This is a genomic window from Ruegeria sp. BK1 (genome assembly GCF_056535645.1).
The window spans coordinates 1,384,590-1,403,177 of sequence record NZ_JBQFIS010000001.1; the positions used below are offsets into that span (position 1 = coordinate 1,384,590).

At 54.8% G+C, this 18,588-nt stretch carries 14 protein-coding genes; 9 read left to right on the top strand and 5 right to left on the bottom strand.

All coding sequences use genetic code 11. From position 1 onward, the window contains the following. Window positions 1-51: 51 nt before the first annotated feature. Window positions 52-1,437, top strand: coding sequence for a dipeptidase (locus ACR3E7_RS06890; protein ID WP_480502537.1), 1,386 nt, complete (start codon window positions 52-54; stop codon window positions 1,435-1,437). A gap of 133 nt (window positions 1,438-1,570) precedes the next feature. Here the strand turns inward: ACR3E7_RS06890 and lpdA are convergent, their stop codons facing one another. Beyond that, window positions 1,571-2,965: a dihydrolipoyl dehydrogenase gene (gene lpdA, locus ACR3E7_RS06895; protein WP_480502538.1), complete on the bottom strand. Its 1,395-nt coding sequence runs from the start codon at window positions 2,963-2,965 to the stop codon at window positions 1,571-1,573. 216 nt (window positions 2,966-3,181) lie between these two features. Between lpdA and ACR3E7_RS06900 the strand changes: the two genes are divergently transcribed. Continuing rightward, on the top strand, window positions 3,182-3,616 hold the full coding sequence (locus ACR3E7_RS06900; RefSeq protein WP_170782598.1) for a hypothetical protein: 435 nt from the start codon (window positions 3,182-3,184) through the stop codon (window positions 3,614-3,616). Here ACR3E7_RS06900 and ACR3E7_RS06905 read toward each other — a convergent pair. The 4 genes from ACR3E7_RS06905 to ACR3E7_RS06920 all read right to left on the bottom strand — a co-directional run bounded on the left by ACR3E7_RS06905 (window position 3,613) and on the right by ACR3E7_RS06920 (window position 10,159). Then, a complete protein-coding gene (locus tag ACR3E7_RS06905) occupies window positions 3,613-4,188 on the bottom strand; it encodes a DUF924 family protein (RefSeq protein ID WP_480502539.1) in 576 nt (191 codons plus the stop codon). The two genes, ACR3E7_RS06900 and ACR3E7_RS06905, sit on opposite strands and share 4 nt — an antisense overlap. Before the next feature lie 109 nt (window positions 4,189-4,297). Beyond that, entirely contained in the window at window positions 4,298-5,569 is a 1,272-nt protein-coding gene (locus ACR3E7_RS06910) for an MFS transporter (RefSeq protein WP_170788778.1), read from the bottom strand. A gap of 109 nt (window positions 5,570-5,678) precedes the next feature. Then, window positions 5,679-6,728 carry a tRNA preQ1(34) S-adenosylmethionine ribosyltransferase-isomerase QueA gene (queA, locus tag ACR3E7_RS06915; RefSeq protein WP_480502540.1) on the bottom strand — a complete coding sequence of 350 codons (1,050 nt, stop codon included), beginning with the start codon at window positions 6,726-6,728 and terminating at the stop codon, window positions 5,679-5,681. 44 nt (window positions 6,729-6,772) lie between these two features. Further along, window positions 6,773-10,159 carry a YhdP family protein gene (locus ACR3E7_RS06920; RefSeq protein ID WP_480502541.1) on the bottom strand — a complete coding sequence of 1,129 codons (3,387 nt, stop codon included), beginning with the start codon at window positions 10,157-10,159 and terminating at the stop codon, window positions 6,773-6,775. 68 nt (window positions 10,160-10,227) lie between these two features. On the opposite strand from ACR3E7_RS06920, the gene ACR3E7_RS06925 reads away from it, so the two are divergent. The 7 genes from ACR3E7_RS06925 (at window position 10,228) to ACR3E7_RS06955 (ending at window position 18,519) form a co-directional block, all read left to right on the top strand. After that, the gene (locus ACR3E7_RS06925) at window positions 10,228-10,689 is read left to right on the top strand and encodes a peroxiredoxin (RefSeq protein WP_480502542.1); all 462 of its coding nucleotides are present in this window, start codon (window positions 10,228-10,230) and stop codon (window positions 10,687-10,689) included. Window positions 10,690-10,770: 81 nt separating this feature from the next. Next, on the top strand, window positions 10,771-11,451 hold the full coding sequence (locus ACR3E7_RS06930) for a ferritin-like domain-containing protein (protein WP_170788994.1): 681 nt from the start codon (window positions 10,771-10,773) through the stop codon (window positions 11,449-11,451). Window positions 11,452-12,379: 928 nt separating this feature from the next. Beyond that, complete coding sequence (locus ACR3E7_RS06935) at window positions 12,380-13,831, top strand: tyrosine-type recombinase/integrase (RefSeq protein WP_480502543.1); 1,452 nt, start codon at window positions 12,380-12,382, stop codon at window positions 13,829-13,831. Next, the gene (locus tag ACR3E7_RS06940) at window positions 13,828-15,405 is read left to right on the top strand and encodes a site-specific integrase (protein ID WP_170788783.1); all 1,578 of its coding nucleotides are present in this window, start codon (window positions 13,828-13,830) and stop codon (window positions 15,403-15,405) included. Before ACR3E7_RS06935 ends, ACR3E7_RS06940 begins: the two co-directional genes overlap by 4 nt. Further along, window positions 15,402-17,492 (top strand): hypothetical protein, encoded by a 2,091-nt coding sequence (locus tag ACR3E7_RS06945; protein ID WP_170724862.1) that lies wholly within the window; start codon window positions 15,402-15,404, stop codon window positions 17,490-17,492. The genes ACR3E7_RS06940 and ACR3E7_RS06945 overlap by 4 nt, the downstream gene beginning before the upstream one ends. Beyond that, window positions 17,489-17,890 (top strand): hypothetical protein, encoded by a 402-nt coding sequence (locus ACR3E7_RS06950; protein WP_170724860.1) that lies wholly within the window; start codon window positions 17,489-17,491, stop codon window positions 17,888-17,890. The genes ACR3E7_RS06945 and ACR3E7_RS06950 overlap by 4 nt, the downstream gene beginning before the upstream one ends. 422 nt (window positions 17,891-18,312) lie before the next feature. Continuing rightward, complete coding sequence (locus ACR3E7_RS06955) at window positions 18,313-18,519, top strand: cold-shock protein (RefSeq protein WP_170382448.1); 207 nt, start codon at window positions 18,313-18,315, stop codon at window positions 18,517-18,519. The last annotated feature ends 69 nt before the right edge of the window (window positions 18,520-18,588 follow it).

The following is an 18,588-nucleotide window of genomic DNA, read 5'->3' on the forward strand; positions in this document are numbered from 1 at the left end:
GATCGCCCTGTTAGGGTGCCGCCAGAAATCCTTTTGGCCGGAGTCCCCCTCATGACGCTTGACGCAGTTCTCACCCGTATCGACGCCGATCTGCAAACCTCAATCGACCGGTTGATGGAATTGCTGCGCATCCCTTCGATTTCGACTGACCCGGCTTTTGACGCTCAAGTCAGCCAAGCTGCGGACTGGCTGGTGGCCGACCTGAAAACCATCGGCATTCAGGCAGAAAAGCGCGAAACCACGGGCCACCCGATGGTCGTTGGGCATATCGGAGAAGATAACGACGCGCCGCATATACTGTTTTACGGGCACTATGATGTGCAGCCAGTGGACCCGCTGAACCTGTGGAACCGCGACCCGTTCGACCCGACCATCGAAGACACCGACAACGGCCCCGTCATCCGGGGGCGGGGATCCTCGGATGATAAGGGACAGTTGATGACTTTTGTCGAGGCCTGCCGCGCCTGGAAAGCCGTTCACGGCACCCTGCCTTGCCGCATTACTTTTTTCTTCGAAGGCGAAGAGGAATCCGGTTCGCCCTCACTTGTGCCCTTCCTGCGCGAAAACGCGGCCGAGTTGAAAGCCGATCTGGCCCTGGTTTGCGATACCTCGATGGTGTCGCGTGGGGTGCCTTCAATCGCGTCTCAGCTGCGCGGGATGCTCAAGGACGAATTCACCATCGTCGGCCCCCGGATCGACCTGCACTCGGGCCACTACGGGGGACCGGGTCTGAACCCGCTGCGAGAATTGTCGAAGATTGTTGCCTCTTTCTATGATGACGAAACCGGTCGGGTTGCAGTCGACGGCTTTTATGATGGCGTCCACGAGGTTCCCGCTGACCAGTTGCGCCAATGGCAAGACTGCGGTTTCGACGAAGCTGACTATCTGAACTCCGTCGGCTATTCGCAACCGCATGGCGAAAAGGGCTATTCCACCCTTGAACAACAATGGGCGCGCCCGACACTCGAGGTCAACGGGCTTTGGGGGGGGTACAACGGTGCGGGGTCCAAAACGGTGATCCCCTCGCGCGCCCATTGCAAGATCACGTGCCGCCTTGTTGGCGATATGGACCCTGACGATCTGCGCAACAAAATCCGCAAACATGTGGAGGATCGCCTTTCGGCAGATGCAACGGTTGAATGGGATAACGACCTTGAAGGCGCCCCGGCATCGGTGATGAACCTGGATCGCCCCGAATTCGAGGCCGCACGCGGCGCGCTATCGGACGAATGGGGGCGCGAGGCTGTCTTCACCGGCATGGGAGGATCAATCCCGGTCGTCGGATATTTCAGCACCGAATTGGGGCTGGATTCCATGCTTGTCGGTTTTGCCAATGACGACGATGCGATTCATTCGCCGAACGAGAAATACGACGTAAAGAGCTTCCACAAAGGCATCCGGTCCTGGGCCCGTATCCTGGACGCACTGAGCAACTAGGGGTTAAGCGAGGCTCTGCCTCGCGCTCCGGGATATTTAAGGCCAGATGAATGAAGGATCCCCGCTTCATCTGGCTAAAAATATCCCGGGGGAGTCGCGGCTTGCCGCGGCGGGGGCAGAGCCCCCCCTTCCCTTACATGTGGAGCGCGCGCCCATAGGCATCCAATACACTTTCATGCATCATCTCGGACAGCGTTGGGTGCGGGAAAACTGTGTTCATCAGATCTTCTTCCGTGGTCTCCAATTGACGACCGACTACATAGCCCTGAATCATTTCCGTCACTTCCGCGCCAACCATGTGCGCACCCAACAATTCGCCAGTTTTGGCATCAAAGATCGTTTTGATCATCCCCTCAGGCTCACCCAGGGCAATAGCCTTGCCGTTGCCGATGAAGGGGAAGCGGCCGACTTTGATGTCATAACCCAGTTCTTTGGCCTTGGCTTCTGTATACCCGACCGAAGCGACCTGCGGCTGACAATAGGTGCAACCCGCAATGCTCTCGGGCTTGACCGGGTGTGCGTGTTTACCTGCGATCAGTTCGGCGACCATCACGCCTTCATGACTGGCTTTATGCGCCAGCCAGGGCGCGCCGGCGATGTCCCCGATTGCATATAGCCCCTCGACACCGGTCCGGCAGAACTCATCTGTAACCACGTGGGTACGGTCGATTTTCACCCCTAAGGCCTCGAGCCCCAGATTCTCGACGTTACCGACAATACCAACGGCTGAGATGACCGTATCGAAATCGTGCTTTTCGACCTTGCCCTTCACCTCGATATGCGCGGTGACTTTGCCTTTGCCGCGATCAAGCTGCTTGACCATCGCTTTTTCCATGATGGTCATGCCCTGCTTGGTGAAGGCTTTTTTGGCAAAGGCGCTGATCTCGGCGTCCTCGACCGGCAGAACCCGATCCATCACCTCGACCACCGTCGTGTCCGCGCCCAGTGTATTGTAGAAGCTGGCAAATTCGATCCCAATTGCGCCTGACCCAATCACCAACAGCTTTTTCGGCATCCGGGGCGGTTGAAGTGCATGTTTGTAGGTCCAAACCAGATCGCCATCTGCCTCAAGACCGGGCAACTCGCGCGCACGCGCGCCCGTCGCTAGCACGATGTTCTTGGCCGTCAGGTCCTCGATCCCTTTTTCGGTTTTGACCGAGACCTTGCCCTTGGCCGGGATCGTTGCCTCGCCCATCACAACGGTCACTTTGTTCTTTTTCAGCAGATGACCAATGCCGCCTGACAATTGCGCCGCAACCCCGCGCGACCTTTTAACCACCGCATCCAGATCATACCCGATCTTGTCGGCCTTCAGACCAAAATCCTTGGCGCGTTCCATTAGGTGAAACACTTCTGAAGATCGCAGCAGCGCCTTTGTTGGAATACAGCCCCAGTTCAGGCAGATACCGCCCAGGTGCTCACGCTCGACAACGGCCGTTTTCAGACCGAGCTGCGATGCGCGAATTGCTGCTACATACCCGCCGGGCCCGGCGCCGATTACGATCAGATCAAAAGAGTGTGCTGCCATTGTTCCCTCTCGGCGCAGGTCGTTTCAGAGATTAGTTTACCATTAAACTAAATTCAAAAATGCATCAACAATATCGTCCCGCGGCAAAAGCGACGCAGGGTCAGCGCACAATATAAACGCTGTTTTCAGCCTATACCGCGCAAGACACAATGGCTAGAACATAGACGTCGGGCCCGCCCGGCACTCATTGATTGTATTGTATTGGAAGTTTCGACCATGGCCAGAACGCTGACTGACCTGTTGCTTGCCCTATTGAACGCGACCCTGATCCTGGTGGCCCTGTGCCTGTTTCTGGGGTGGAAGCTCGCCTCGACGGTTGACGATGTCACGACGACCCTCACGGAAAAGGTTCAAATCGTTGCTCCGCTGAAAGAAGAGGTGAAAGGAGTGCGTGGCGAATTGACCGCCCTGCGCAGTGAATTGTCGTCATTACAATCGGCGGCGGTTGTCGCAGACAGCGCCGTCGCCGCGCAAATATCGTTGGCCTTGGCCAAGCTTGACCAGCTTGAAACCAAGCTGCAAACGTCACAGGCGCGTATCGCCGATCTCACTGAATCGCCGGACCACTTAATTAATACCGCCATAAACACGACGGCCGACGCAATCGCCGACCGCGTGATTGCCATTCGTGGCTGTGTGCCTTCGTCTTAGTTCGCGGCCTGCAATTCACGGACCGTTGCACCGTAGCCACCCATGTCCACATAGGCGGCTTCGGGCGCGGTCATGGGGCGCGACAAAGCCTCGTTCCGATAGGGGAAGCGACCGAACTGGCGGATCACTTCACGATGGGCCCGCGCGTGCAGCAGATTGCTGGAGTCCGAATTGATGTTCTGACACATCAACCGCACGCAGCGTTCCTGATCGCACAAGTTTTCCGAATGCATCATCGGTAAATAAAAGAATTGCCGTGCGGGCTCGTCAATCTTGAGGTCCCAACCCTTGTCCACCGCGCATTTCGCAGCCGTCAGAGCGGCGCGGTCCGATGCAAAAGCTTTAGCACTGCCTCGGAACATATTGCGTGGGAATTGATCCATCAGGATGATGTAAGCCAATGATCCGCTGGGATAGGTCAGCCATAGCGAGAATTTGCCCTCGCACGCCAGTTCCCATGTGGTCAGGAATTTTTCGCGGATTTCGGCATCAAGCGCCTCATCCTGCTCATACCACCCTTTGGGACCAACTTCATCCAACCAAAAACTCAGTACGTCTTCAGGCCCTGCCATTGCCCAATACTCCGTCTGTTCGCCTCCCCAGGGACGTAACGTCATTTAAGGGCGTTTTACAGATTTATGACAGTAACATATTGCAACATTTGCGCAATAATTCCGTGTTTTAGGCAACATCTTGCGTATCCTGATCGGCCTCGGCGGCTTCGATGGCCACTTCCTGCGCGACCTCGAACGCCACCGGAGAGGCGGTTGGATATAGCGGCGACATAGTGCCCGTCTCATCCACCGGAATAGCGGCGCGCTGTGTCATGCGGTACATGGCGTATCCGGCCAGGGCCACCAGCAGGGCGGCAATGATCAGGAAGAAGCCCGGAGGCCCAAAGATTGCGTCGCCCATCAGCCAACCGGTGATCAGCGGACCCGCGATTGCCCCCATACCGTTGATAAACACCAAACCGCCCGAAGCCGCTGCCATATCTTCATTGTCCAGAAAGTCATTCGCATGGGCAATCAGTAGCGAATAGAGCGGGTTCGACATGCCACCAATCACAAAGGCCGAGGCGAGCAGGATCGGAAAGACCGTCCCAAACAGCATGGCCGTAACTGCGCCCCCCGCCCCGGTCAGAGCCACGAGCATGATCAGGAAGCGCCGGTCCATACGATCTGAAAACCAACCCAGCGGATATTGCAGCAGCACGGCGCCCACGTAGAACGCGGCGACGAAGGTCGATATCTCGACCAGTGTCAGGCCAGCCCGTGCGCCGTAAACGGCCGCCATGCCGAACTGGGCCGAGAACACACCCCCCAGAAGGAACATGCCGATACAGCCCAGAGGTGAATTGCCCATCAACTCGCGCAGGGTCATTGGTTTGGTGCTGTCAAAAGCGGGCGTTGGAGAGATCGACAGCAAGATCGGAGCAAATGATACGGACACCAGGATCGAGGCGATGACAAAGGTTTCATAGCCTGACGGATCACCAATCAGAACCAGCCCCTGTGCAGCGATAATCCCCGTCATCTGCACAATCATGTAAAGTGACAGCGCTTGTCCTCGGTTCTCGTTATTGGCCGCATTGTTGAGCCAGCTTTCAGCGGTGACGTAAACGCCGGAAAAGCAGAACCCGATCACCATACGACCCAAAATCCATGCGATTTCATTGGTCAACAGCGGATACATGATCATCACCGCTGAAATGAAAGAGGCCAGCGCCGCAAAGACCCTTACATGGCCCACGCGGCGGATCATCTCGGGGGCAAGACGTGAGCCGCCCAGAAAACCCAGGAAATAGGCGGACATGACAAAGGACATCTCGAGGGTTGAAAACCCTTCGATCTCACCCCGCACGCCCAGAATTGTACCCTGCAGGCCGTTGCCAACCATAAGCAGGCCCATACCAAGAAGAAGCGCCCACGCGCTGGAAAGGACCTGAATCATTGGGGCCTCCGAGTTGAAGCGGTTTGACAGTTTCGATCAGTTTCAGATGAAAAGCGGCTTGGGTCGTGCTTGTCTACGACATTACCATGTTTTGATCCCGACACGCGACTTATTCCGGGATCAAAAGCGATGCATCGCCGTATGAGAAGAACCGATATTTCTGTTCAATTGCATGAGCATAAACATCGTGAATCCTGTCCTGCCCCATCAGTGCCGAGACCAGCATCAGCAAAGTGGATTTCGGCAGGTGGAAGTTTGTCATTAGCGCATCGGTGACGTGGAACTGGAAACCGGGATAGATGAAAATGTCGGTCTCGCCTTCCCACGGCGCGATTTCTCCGCTGCGCGCGGCGCTCTCGATCAGGCGCAAGGCGGTGGTACCCACCGGGATCACGCGGCCTCCGGCAGCCTTGGTGGCGCGTATCTGCTGCGCGGCCTCTTCGCTGACACGACCCCATTCGGCGTGCATCTTGTGGGTTGTCACATCCTCGACCTTGACCGGCAGGAAGGTGCCCGCGCCGACATGCAAAGTGACATGGCTGAACTCCACGCGACGCGCTTCAAGGGCCTGCATCAGCGCGGTGTCGAAGTGCAGTGATGCGGTCGGGGCTGCGACCGCGCCAGAATTACGCGCCCAGATGGTCTGGTAATCAGTCTTGTCCTGCTCATCCGCCGGGCGCTTGGCGGCGATATAGGGCGGCAAAGGCATCGCCCCGGCCTGTTCAAGCGCGGCATCAAAATCCTCACCCGTCAGGTTGAACCGCAGATAGGCCTGCCCCTCTTCGACCCGGTCCAGCGTCGCGCTGAGGTCGTCCGAGAACCGGATATCCTCGCCCGGTTTGACCTTTTTCAACGGTTTGATCAGCGCGGTCCACGTGCCATCCGCCTGCGGCTCCAACAAGGTGGCCTCGATCGCGGCCGAGACCGGCCCCTGCGCGCTGTTGCGGTGGCGGCGACCATTCAGTCGGGCGGGAATGACGCGGGTGTCGTTCAGGACAAGGCGATCCCCGGCCCGCAACCAGCCGGGAAGATCGAACACATGCGCATCCGAAATGGCATTGCCGTGCGCAACCAACAAACGCGCCGACGACCGAGGGGTCGCGGGCCGCGTGGCAATCAGGTCTTCGGGTAGATGGAAATCAAAATCGCTGAGTTTCATGCGGGCGCATTACAAGGCCCCGCTGGATTCAGCAACAACCCAATTTAGCGGTCCTCGCCGCGGGTCCCAGAGGCTGCTTTCGTGTTGTCCGATTTGACCGGCTGAGAATTCGGCCCGTCCGTCACTTTTGGCGGTGGTGGTCTAAGCAAATTACGCAAGAACAAAGGCGCAAGGCCCGACAAAGGGTTGACCGCAACCTTGGGCGCGGTGAGCGGACCGGTCAGGGAATAGTTGAACCCGATGACCCCTTCACCCTTTTTGGTCAACAGGCTGCCCACCGCGTTGACCAGGTATATTGGTGAAATCGCGCCGCGCAGGTTCAGCAGCCCATTCGCAAGGTCGACTGTTCCATCGAAGGACAGCCCCATTGAAGGACCAACCGCGCTGCCGCTGAGGACCTTGATCTCGGTCGGTGTGATGCGCATTCGGCTTTCAATTGTCGCAAAAAAGATCCCCTGCCCGGCCATTTCGTCAATCAACCCGACCAGGCTGATTGCGTTCAGCAGGGCCGCCATGGCGGGCGCATCGGTGATCCGCGTGTTCGAGATTTTCAAGTTGGCGTCATAGTCACTGCCGTTGCCGACCGGCTCCAGCGTCATGGTCAGTGTGCCGCCCCGCGCCTGTGTGATTACCCCGGCAGCGCGAAGCGCCTCGCCTGCATCATCCGAGATCAACTCGACCGCGCTGCGTGCACCGCGTGGAGTGATCGTCCCGCGTACCGGGGCACTGCCGTTGATCCGCGCAGTGAAGCCGCCCGTGACACCGCCCGTGGTACGGAAATCGCCCTTAAAGCCTGTCAATGCAATGCTTTCCGTCACTTGCAGCCGGTCCAGAACTACATCCAAGTTCGGCCCGTTCCCGGTCCCCCCGCTGCCGCTGCTACCGCCGCCGAAGGTGGCGCCACCCAGATTGACCACCCCGCCTTGCACCCGAATATCAGGCACCGAGGCGCCACGGCTGACCAACTCGGCCGGGACGGCAAGCCAATTGCCCAGATCGAACGAGCTGAACTCGACTTTGTCGAATTCGCCATCCTCGCGGAATGAGATAGACGCGGTGCTGCGCAGCCCTGCCGCATCCAGTTTCAGCGTATTAACCCGCAGTTGATCGCCCAAGGTCGCGTCGAGCGTCATTTTGCCTTGAGCTTGCCGCCCCTTGCGCCAACCCAACTCGGGGATCGACAGCGCGACACCGACCAGATCCGAAGTCGCCGTCAGCGCGATCGGTTCACCCGCTCCAATTCCCAGATTGATATCGGCTGTACCCTGCCCGGTCAGCATCCCCTGAGGCAGGCCCGCCTTCAATTCGGTCATCAGTCGCGGGGACAGTTCAATCTCGCCCGACAGCTGACTGCGTTGCGGCTCGGTGCCACCGATGGGTTGGCGCCATGTTGCGTGCATGGGCACGTCGCCAAACAGACCGTAGCCGCCAATTTCGACAGTAGTTTGATCGCCCGACAATGTCAGTCGATCGGCACTGATCGTGAAACCAGGAACCAGCCGGTCGCTTTTTACATTGTCGATGTCACCGGTGAAATGAAACTCGGTATCTTCGAATTTCAGCCCTTTTATCAACGGCAGGGACAGCGTGCCCGACAGGCTGACATCACCCGCTGCTAAATCAACGGGCAAATTGGCCTTGCTTAGCAATTCCAGCGGCGGCAGGTCCAGAAGTGACAGCGCAGCAGTCGCCTTGCCCTTGGCTTTGATCCGGGCAATCGCAGGCGAGTCCTTTTTGATCGACGTATCGGGGATGATGAAGGACGTCCCCGACGCATCGACCGCGCCCCCTTCGGGGGCCATTACCACCCCGCTTTCGGCCGAGGCGGTGAAGCGGTTTTCCAGGAGGCTTACCCGGCCTTGTGCGTCCTGAATGGGCGGCAGGGTCTTGGCAAATCTGATCTTCGCGTTGTCGAACCCGAAACCCAGATAGAGATCAGGTTTGGTTTCGGGACGGACCCGAAGCGAGAATTCGATGTCCGCGAAATCACCCTCATACAGGTTTTCAGACACCCATAGGCGGGGTTTGGGGGCCAAAATCTCGGGCCAGTAGTTCAAAAGCCGGTCCGAGGTCATCGTATCCAGATGCGCATCCAGAGACGCGACCCACCCGTCGGGTCGCCCAAGTAAGCGCCCCGAGGCCCGCAATGTGTGATCGGCATCCGTCAGGGTCAGTTGTCCCAAACGCAATTCGAACGGCAAAAGTTTCATCTGGAAATCCAGTTCGGCCCGTGCGGATTCCAACGATTCCGGAAACAGGCCGCCGGGATAGATGTCGATGCTGTTGAGCTGCAACTGAGCGGTCAGGCTTTCCAACGCACCGTCTTCGATGCCTTGCAGAAACGCCTTGCCCTCCGCCTGAATGGCTCCAAGGTCCGAGACCACGGACGCCTCGTTAAAATCCAGCACCTGCTGGCTTGGGTCATAGGTGAAATACGTCCGGGCAGACTCGAAGCGAATGGGTTTTGTCTCGGGCGTAGGCTGAACGGCCCCTGCGCCAAGGTTCAGGGTGGCAAACAGCGGGCCCAGCGCGGCTTGATCGTCGATGCTGCCCCGCAAGGACCCTGAAATCGGCGCTTTGAGCACTTGCAGCCAGGCTAGCGCAAGGCTTTGCCCAGCAATATCCTCGGAAGGTAAATCGGTGATCGAAAATCCGAAACTTGCCTGAGGACTACCCAGAAGACTGGTATAATTGGCCTCGATCGAGCTGGCATAGTCCCGCCCGGTCAGAACCGAAAAGCCGGTGGCAAGGCGCATTTCGTCACCGTCGCGTGTGACGGTAATGTGGCCGCCATCGAAAACCCAGGCCCTACCAAGTCGCAAATCCTGGTAGTCCAGCGTCAGCGATTGCAATTCGACCGACCGCAGACCCGACAGGATTGGCGACAGAAACACATCATCCGATTCCTCGATCAGTTCAGCTAGCGTCGGGGCCTGCTGCACCGGAGAGCTGCCGGACCCGACCGTCAGCGACAACGCCCCGTCCTTGTTGCGCGTCAGGGCTATCTGGGCATCTTGCAGGATGATGCGACGCGGGCGGATCTGGCCACGCAACAGGCCGCGCATAGACAGGCGCGTCCGCAAGTCGCCGACCTGCGCGATCTGCTGACCCGCCGCGTCACTGATCGTCACGTCACGTAACCTTAGCCGCGGAAGCCATTGTTCATTCACGAAAAACGTCGCATCACCGAACCGAACTTTCAACCCGCCCAGCGTCTGATCCAGCCGTTTTTCAGCCTGCGTGCGCATCCATTGGGGCGCGTGTAACTGGTGACCGATCAGAAAGAACCAACCGGCGACAGCCAGCGCGCCAAGCATCAACGTAAAGCCAAGGGTCACATAGGCAACCAGCCGACGGCGCGACCTGCGACGCCGGGGTGTCTTGCTCTGGTCTGCACATTTGTCGTCGTGCTGCACCAAATTGCTATCCACGCCTTTCAACCCGCTCGCACCGCCCTATGATCACGGGCAGCACTTAAAAACCTTTAGCGGAGTTTCCAATGCCCGACGTTACAGACATCGCCCCTGATTTCACTTTGCCTCGCGACGGCGGTGGCGAGGTCACGTTGTCAGACCTGCGCGGCGGTGCCGTCGTTTTGTTCTTTTACCCCCGCGATGATACGCCGGGCTGCACCAAGGAATCCATCGGTTTCTCGGAACAACTTCAGGCCTTTGCGGATGCGGGCGCTCACGTTTTCGGCATTTCGCGCGACAGCGTGGCCAAGCACGACAAATTCGTCGCCAAACACAGCCTGACCACGCCACTTTTGTCCGACGAAAGCTCGACCGTATGTGAGGATTATGGCGTGTGGGTTGAAAAGAACATGTATGGGCGCAAGTCGATGGGGATCGAACGAGCCACTTTTTTGATCGACGCCGAGGGCAAGGTCGCCAAGGTCTGGCGCAAGGTCAAAGTACCCGGCCATGTGGATGAGGTGCTTGAGGCCGTCCGCGACCTCTGACCCCTTTTCTTGCGGTCGCCATCCGGTCTATGACGCAGTCCGATCAAGCGGAGAAAAACGGTGTCTAAAACCCTGACCCAGATGGCGACCGAAGTTCTGACGACCGCGGATGGACACGCAAAAACCGCGCTGTCCAAACGCTATGCCGCCGAATGGTTCGCCGCCCGCGGCGGGGATGCGCCCGCAATTGAAATCGGCACGGCGTCTCCGCCTTTGTCCCCCGCGCGCCCAGATAAGCCCGAGCTTCTGTCCCCGCGCGAGGTGCCCAAGCGCAAACCCGGCACCGAGGCGGGCCGGATCGCATTGTTGCATGCGGTTGCCCATATCGAACTGAACGCAGTGGATCTTCATTGGGACATCATCGCACGTTTCGGGCATGTCCCCATGCCCATCGGATTTTATGACGACTGGGTGAAATGCGCCAAAGAAGAATCGCGCCATTTCGAGATGGTCTGTGATTGTTTGGAACGCATGGGCAGCCACTATGGTGCCCTGCCTGCCCATGCCGGGATGTGGCGCGCCGCTGAAGACACCGCCGAGGACCTGATGGGCCGTCTGGCCGTCGTCCCCATGGTGCTCGAGGCGCGCGGGCTGGATGTCACACCGGGCATGATCGGCATCTTCCGCAAAGCTAAGGATGAGCACGCCATTGCCGCACTCGAGGTGATCTATGCCGAAGAGGTAGGACATGTGGCCTATGGCTCGAAATGGTTCCATTTATATGCCAACCATTTCGTTCCAGAGGAAGCTTCGAGCACCTAAATTCTTGTAAATTATTTAAAATATTCTCATCAGGTCAGGTTCTCTCTTCAAAAGACTTGCTCCATCACTTGGGATTACAGAACAAGTATTTTTCGGATGGAACTTTCGAAATGTGCCCATGTTCAAATATGCAGCGCCTATAAAAATATAATTTTCACAATGCTTTACAAGATTTGACGTTTTGGAAACAAAAATGACCGACAGCACTCAATGCCAATTAGTTAGGTGCTCGTTGCTGACTAGATTTGACTTACAGTCACGGACGGAGACTCAGATGGTCCCAACTACTTCAGGTGTCTTCATTTCTGGACTGCCAACGGCGGTATGTTTTCCGACCACTGGGAGGCGTAATACCCGGCCATTTCAGAGTGACTGGCACCTTGGCACGCGCGCTCTCCAAATAGCTGGCGTGTGCCGAGGTGCCTTGGTCCGTCAGGACCAATCGAAATTCCATTTCAAGAGTTGTCTTTGAGCTGATTTGCCTGCTCTGCGTCAAGCTATAGCTGTCATCGTTCACCTTAAGATTTCTGACATGATTGGTAAGCCTGCTGAGGCCGCTTGGACCCGTGCCTCCTAGTTGGTTTGGCTGTCGAGGTTGTTCCCTTCGATCACTTGCAGTTGCGGGCTCTCCGGTGATTCGCAGCGCTGGTCAAAACTGGCGCCGACAATGCTTAAAAAAGCGTTAGACCGGCAAAAAAATTTTAGGGGCTCATCGCCAAGAATAGACATTCGTAGGGCACTATCGCCTTTCTACTCTTATTTTATCCTTGGAACCAAGAACAGCCCTCTCATCTATCCATTAAGGAGCAAGAATAGTATAAGCGTCTGTTCTTGCTAAATATTTTAGACACCACCAAGCGCGAGAAAGTTGAAGATTGGCCCCCATTCGAGTATCGTTTGGAGACCATCCACTGCCTCGGAGAAACCCTTGAAGCCCATTTCAACAATAGGCCGACAACCTGTGAAAAAGACTCAAACTCGAGCTGGCGAAACCCGGTTTTCGATTTACCGTGAAGATGGCAGCATCGCTCTGTGGCCTTGGGCTTGGGTTGTCAGCGAGACACGTCAGCGGAACTACACCCCTGATACTATTTCCACTCGACTGTCTCACATCACCATTCTCGAACTTTGGGCAATTCACCGAGGTATCGACCTTTACACCATCATGCTAGATGGAGAATGCCTGAGCTTAGAGCAAGTCGCAGACTTAAACTACTTCCTGAATTTTCAAATCCAGGATTTGCGTAAGCTGGCGTGGGTTTTGCCCATGAATGAGCAAAAGTTTCTTACCAGGTGTCTGGAAGAGCGAAGCGTTCAAGCTGGCACAATAATCCAACGGCAGATTGGTATTGAAGAATACCTCCATTGGCTCGGCGAATATGGCAATCGCTTGCTTCGAAAAAAGCCAAGTCCAGGATCCGGACGGAAACTGTGCCGTCGCAAACAACTCTTGGAACCAGCGATCAAGCTAAGTGACGGCGGCTACCACACAGCGCCGGGGAGTTATGCGCATTACTTTCGAAAGGTTCGCAAAGGTATGCCACAAAGCCGCATCAAGGCATACGATCATGAGGAAGCTGCTGACCGCTTTTACCTATGGTTAGCGATATGCAATCCGTATGATGTTTGGCCTAAGAACCGAATTCGAGCACTACGAAACTACCTAATTTTATTGATGTTTTCCGAACTTGGTTTGCGCGCTGGCGAGTTGGGTCAAATGAAGACCGAAGATTATAAGAGCGAAGATGATTTGATCGAGGTCGTTCGCCGCCACAACGACCCAGAAGACCCTAGGAAACGTCAGCCAAACGCAAAGACCTTCGACCGAAAAATCAGTTTGACAGCGTCGCCGTTGCTGATCGAGACCCTCGATGAATGGATGGATGCGAGGGACGACATCGATTTTCAAAGCGGCCGAAACTCAAATTCCTTCATGTTTGTCAACTTGGCTCGTGATCCCGCTGAGTATGGCAAGCCCATGTCCAAGACCGCAATTGACGATGTGTTCAGAGACGCCTCCAAAGCAGCTGGAGTTCGAAAACTGACGCCGCACCCTATGCGACACAAGAAGGCTCGAGAAATGGCCAAGCATCTAAACGAACGTGGAACCAGCGGCGAAGAAGCTCGAAGGGTCTTCACCTATCACTTTGGATGGTCGCAAAAATCTCACATGATCTCTCGCTATCTCGGAGGAGAGTCCGACATTGGCGCGGCTAAAAGTATCCGAACGATCTGGGCGGAACAGGAAGCTCGAGCCGCTGCCAAAGACACGGAATCCCTCAACATAATTGGCTCAGAAACAAGTGAGTACATTAGCCTGCTCGTTCACCGCGAAAAGTTGGCCGAAGAAGCCGCGACCAAGAAGAAAGAAAAGAAATGAACAAGCACAAACCGTGCTCTCACGGCATTCCAGCACTGCGCCCAACCAATATCCGCCGAGCTGCCAATGGTGAAACTTTCGATATTACTTCCGATTACTGGGAGGTAAGTGCAACAGGGAGCATCGCTAAATTCAATTTTGAGTGGTGTACTGAGGTTTTGTCGCCGTTGATGAAAAACGCGCTCAAGGAGGTAGTAGCTTACCGGCTTGAGTCCAATCTTGCATCGACGATTAGTGGAGAGTTAACAGCCTTCAAACGGCCGTGCCTCTGGATTCAAGCGCAAGCAAACAGTCCAGTTGCCAATATCAGTTTAGAAGATGTGTTGGCGTATCGTTTGGACGGCGGAACTAAAAACGATTATTCGATGAGGAACCTTGTTGCCACGTGGCTCGATCTTGGGTTCACAGCCATAAAAAAGGAAGCGGCTGATTTTATTAATAAAATCCCTCCGCAGAGTAATGAGAAAACTCACATTCTAACTCTTGATCCGGTATCCGGACCATATCTGGATGGCGAAATCGCAATTGTGGATCGCGAACTGCAAGTCGCGTACGAAACGGGTGAAATCAACAATGCTCAGTATGTGTTGGTTCAGATGTTTCGACTTTATGGGCAGCGATCAAGCATGGTGGCGAACCTGAAACTCAGGGACGTTAAGACCCCGAAACACCATGGAGAGGAAACCTCGGTTAGATTTGAAATCCTGAAACAGAAAGGGAGCCAAGCCCAAAGGTTTGGCCCAAAGCGCCCTGCACCGATGCTGTTTACGCACGCATTAGAAGCTTATTTGGACGAATTGACAGGGGAAACTGCTGCTTCTGAGTGGGATGAAGATCAACCGTTATTTAGGGCAAAGACTGATGTCTTTTTGACCAGGAGACATGCAAACGACATACGACGGTCCACGAAGGTTAAAGGTCAAATTGCGGTGGGGTACAAAGCCCACATGACAGCCGAAAGAGCTAGAGCACGGTATCAAACTATCCTAGCCAGTTTGCGCATTATAAGCCCTCGCACGGGCGAGCCAATGGTGTTTAACCAGTTGAGGGAAAGGCACACAATCGCGACAATTATGGCGATGCGAGGATGTACGGCGGAAGAAATCGCGGCATGGCTACATCATACAAGCCCTGGAAGCTGCGAAGCCTACATCGAACTAGCCTCGCGGCATCATCAGCTCATGAGTAGTCTCCTTGACGGTAAGATGGTGCACGTCGCCGGTAGGTTCTTGGGCCAAGTGATCGAAGATAACCCTGATGACTTCGAGGTCGGTTCGGTTATCACAGCGACCGAAGCTGACGGCGCTCCTGATCTGGGTACATGCGCTTCTGGAGGTTGCAGCGCGTTGGATAGCCTCGCGGCGCCATATGCATGCTTTCTCTGCCGCCATTTCAATCTCTCAATTGAATCCGAGCTTGACCCGTTACTGCGCCTTCTAGCTGGCAGAAAGGCAGAAGCTAAAATGCATGGCGATGACGAATATTCTCGAGAACTTAATCGGCACATTGCTGCGATCTTCGCTGCTAAAAAATCGCAGCATCAGGCGCGCAAAGAAAGGGAGAGCACCGCATGACTTTTCATTTCAAGTCGAAACAACAGATTTCAGTTGAAGAATACATCGCAAAGGCCAAGAAACTGTCGATCCTTGACCCCCGTGTCGAGGGACATGTCGTTTGGGACAGTGCCACTTGGGACATCACTGCTTTTGTAAAACGGACAAGGAATTCCAAAGGAGAAACGATTGGTTTCCATCATGCGGATCGATTGCGGTCCCGCGCGAATGATCCCGAGTTCGCAATGAACTTGCCATTTGGTGACTTTGCAAAGGCATACTTCGCCTTTCAACTCAATGAAAACGCCACAAAAACAGGAAAATTTAGAAAATCCAATGTCTTTGGCCACAAAGTGAAGTTCTGCCGCATCTTAGACCGCGTTCTCGAAAGCCGAGGACTTCCCGGCCGCCTAGACCTTATAGCAAAGTCAGACCTGAACAAAGTCGTCGAGATAGCGAGTAAATCGCATAAGCGTAAGGCTGCGGAGACCATGCGATCTATTGCGAGAGTGTTGGAGGACGCGGGCATCGCGCATGACTTAAAGAGCTGGTGGCATCCAGAACTCCAGGACAAACGCTTTCGGAGCAGAGTGAATGAGGACTTTCTCCGAAAAAACTTGACCGAGGAGGAAGTGTCATGCTTGGGAGAAGCCTTTCACCGGGCAAAAACGCCGCGAGATCAAGTCGCTATGGGCATTGTCGCACTTTTGATGTGTGCCCCCTCTCGAAAAGAGGAGGTCTTCATTCTACCAGCCAAGGTTCAGGCTTTGGATAACCCGGGCGAAGGTTACGTCAACCCAGATGTGCCCTTCAACGAAGATTGTCGTTTCAAGGCTGGCCTCAGGTGGTGGCCAGTAAAAGGCGGCAAGCCTATGATAAAGTTTGTTCCGAAAGAAATGGTTCCGGTTGCTAAGTTGGCACTCGAAAGGATTTGTGAACATACTGAGAAAGCGCGCAAGTTAGCAAAGTGGATGATGGAGAACCATGGTAGGGTTTTTGTACCTGAGAATCTTCAACATGTTCGGGCCACCGGCGAAATCACACGTTCAGAGCTAGAAGAATTTCTTGGTGTCGATGGAAATTTTTGGCTTCAGTCCAGGCGCATCCTAGCAGCCAAGTATAGGACCGGCGAAAACGGAAAACCCATAGCTGTGTACGACTTCGCTCAGGTTGAAGAGAAGTGTTTGGCCGAAGCACCCGACGGTTTGCCAGTACTCAGCGAATTGTCTTCTGTAGAATACTCCGAGGCGCTGTGCGTCTGTTTGAAAAACCAATTTGCTTACAATGCTGAAGCACGGCCTTACATGATAGAAGCGTTAAGTAGTGATGTGGTCGACCTCGTCCTATCAGGCAGGCCAGAAAGATCTAAAAAGAGTGGCCAAACTCAACCTGCGGTTCCCTCCATTTTCGAGCGTTTCGATATCCGGTTAAAGAACGGTAAGTACCCCAAAATCACTACACACCAAATGCGCCATTACCTAAACACAATGGCTCAACGCGCCAACGTTCCCCAATCGCACATAGCCTACTGGAGTGGGCGTGCGAATGTAATGCAAAACCGAAATTACGACCACACAGACAAACTTTATCAAGTCGAACAAATAAAGCGCGGTGGCAAGGATGAGAACCTACCGGCAATCAGGGTCGTGGACGACTCGGATGTCGAAAATGCGGCCTACGAAACTGCAAACCTGAAGATGCATCTTCTTTCGACGTTATTCGGATATTGCAATCGTCGCTTCAATCAAGAGCCGTGCGACCGAGCTGGTGCCTGTAGAACATGCACTAGGCTGGTATGCCTAGGCGGTTCCAAAAGAGCCGCTGATCAGCTCCTTAGAGATGCGGAAAGAGATCAGAAATCTCTTGAGACCCTGCGTGCTCGCCAGGCTAAAGGAATGCGGGTCAATGAAAAAACCATAGAAGCTATCGAACATAGTCACGCTCGTAGCCAGGCTCTCGCTGAGGCCGTTATGGATCCGGCAAACGAAGGGACTCTGATCCGCAATACCGACCTCGGCCCATTGATCGAGTTCAGCCACGCTGAACGGATCATCGACAAAAAGCTGGCAGAGCTTGAAACCTCTCGAACCACGAGGAATTTGACGTGAAGCTTACGGCCGAAAAAGTGGATAAAATTTTGGTCCTGATTAGTCAAATGAGGGGCGAAATCACCCAATCCAAAATACATGTCAAAGTTGAATCCAAAGTTGTCAATATCTCACTTAAGCAGTTGTTCAAACACCCTCTCATCCATGCGGCCTACCTAGACAAAGCGGCAGCCTTCTCGCGCAAAAAAGAGACAGATAAAGGTAAGAAGACCCGAAAGGCACCAAAAAACGCCGCTGCAATAATGGAAGAACAGCAGAAAAAGATCGCTCGACTCGAAGAGAAATTAGACGTGATCTTGTCAAACGCGGTGGCACAAGGGGTTGATCCTCGCTTGATGAAGCAACCGCTTAACGTCTCTAGACTTGGGAATACCTACCCAGAGGGACGCAGAAAATGAGTCGCAGCATGGCCGATGCTGCGCGATGCCCCAAAGACTGCAATGCGCAGAAACCGGACTTTGCAAAGTCTCGCTACGGCATCAAAACGGACGCTTATAGCTGTCTCGGATGTTGCGGGATAGATTCCCAAAAGCGGTCATTGATCTTTTGTACGGCCTCCCAAGCCGCCTTCGCGTTTGGATCGCAGAACGACAGCGTCTTCTCAACTTGTAGAGTTCTAAGCCAGGCAGGTTCGATTTCTCTGTTGCCCTCCACCGCATCAAGGCTTGTATCGTGCGTACTCGAAGTCCATATACACAAGGCTTACGTTTTTCTTTTTCGACCTGCTGTCTCCCCAATTCGGCGTTCAGTCTTTCGATTCAGACCGACCACGCCGAGTCGCCGCAATAATGCGGGCGGCAAGTATTTGGAGATTTCCACCATGGCAAATGGCACAGTAAAATGGTTCAACTCGACTAAAGGTTTTGGCTTTATCGAGCCTGAAGATGGCAAGCGCGATGTGTTCGTACATATCTCAGCAATCGAACGTTCCGGCCTTAGTGAATTAAAAGACGGTCAGAAGGTTACTTTTGACGTCGAAGCTGGCCGTGACGGACGCGAAAGCGCCGCCAATCTGGCACTCGCCTGACCTTTTTTAAGGGCACCCTTTTCGGGTGCCCTATTGAACAATGGGCTACAATAAGCCATTGGAGAACAA

Excerpts from the sequence above, each read along its gene's own strand:
- ACR3E7_RS06955 (WP_170382448.1), top strand. The coding sequence starts at position 18,313 with ATGGCAAATGGCACAGTAAAATGGTTCAACTCGACTAAAGGTTTTGGC.
- ACR3E7_RS06945 (WP_170724862.1), top strand. The coding sequence starts at position 15,402 with ATGACTTTTCATTTCAAGTCGAAACAACAGATTTCAGTTGAAGAATAC.
- ACR3E7_RS06910 (WP_170788778.1), bottom strand. The coding sequence starts at position 5,569 with ATGATTCAGGTCCTTTCCAGCGCGTGGGCGCTTCTTCTTGGTATGGGC.
- ACR3E7_RS06940 (WP_170788783.1), top strand. The coding sequence starts at position 13,828 with ATGAACAAGCACAAACCGTGCTCTCACGGCATTCCAGCACTGCGCCCA.
- queA (WP_480502540.1), bottom strand. The coding sequence starts at position 6,728 with ATGAAACTCAGCGATTTTGATTTCCATCTACCCGAAGACCTGATTGCC.
- ACR3E7_RS06905 (WP_480502539.1), bottom strand. The coding sequence starts at position 4,188 with ATGGCAGGGCCTGAAGACGTACTGAGTTTTTGGTTGGATGAAGTTGGT.
- lpdA (WP_480502538.1), bottom strand. The coding sequence starts at position 2,965 with ATGGCAGCACACTCTTTTGATCTGATCGTAATCGGCGCCGGGCCCGGC.
- ACR3E7_RS06900 (WP_170782598.1), top strand. The coding sequence starts at position 3,182 with ATGGCCAGAACGCTGACTGACCTGTTGCTTGCCCTATTGAACGCGACC.
- ACR3E7_RS06925 (WP_480502542.1), top strand. The coding sequence starts at position 10,228 with ATGCCCGACGTTACAGACATCGCCCCTGATTTCACTTTGCCTCGCGAC.
- ACR3E7_RS06890 (WP_480502537.1), top strand. The coding sequence starts at position 52 with ATGACGCTTGACGCAGTTCTCACCCGTATCGACGCCGATCTGCAAACC.
- ACR3E7_RS06930 (WP_170788994.1), top strand. The coding sequence starts at position 10,771 with ATGGCGACCGAAGTTCTGACGACCGCGGATGGACACGCAAAAACCGCG.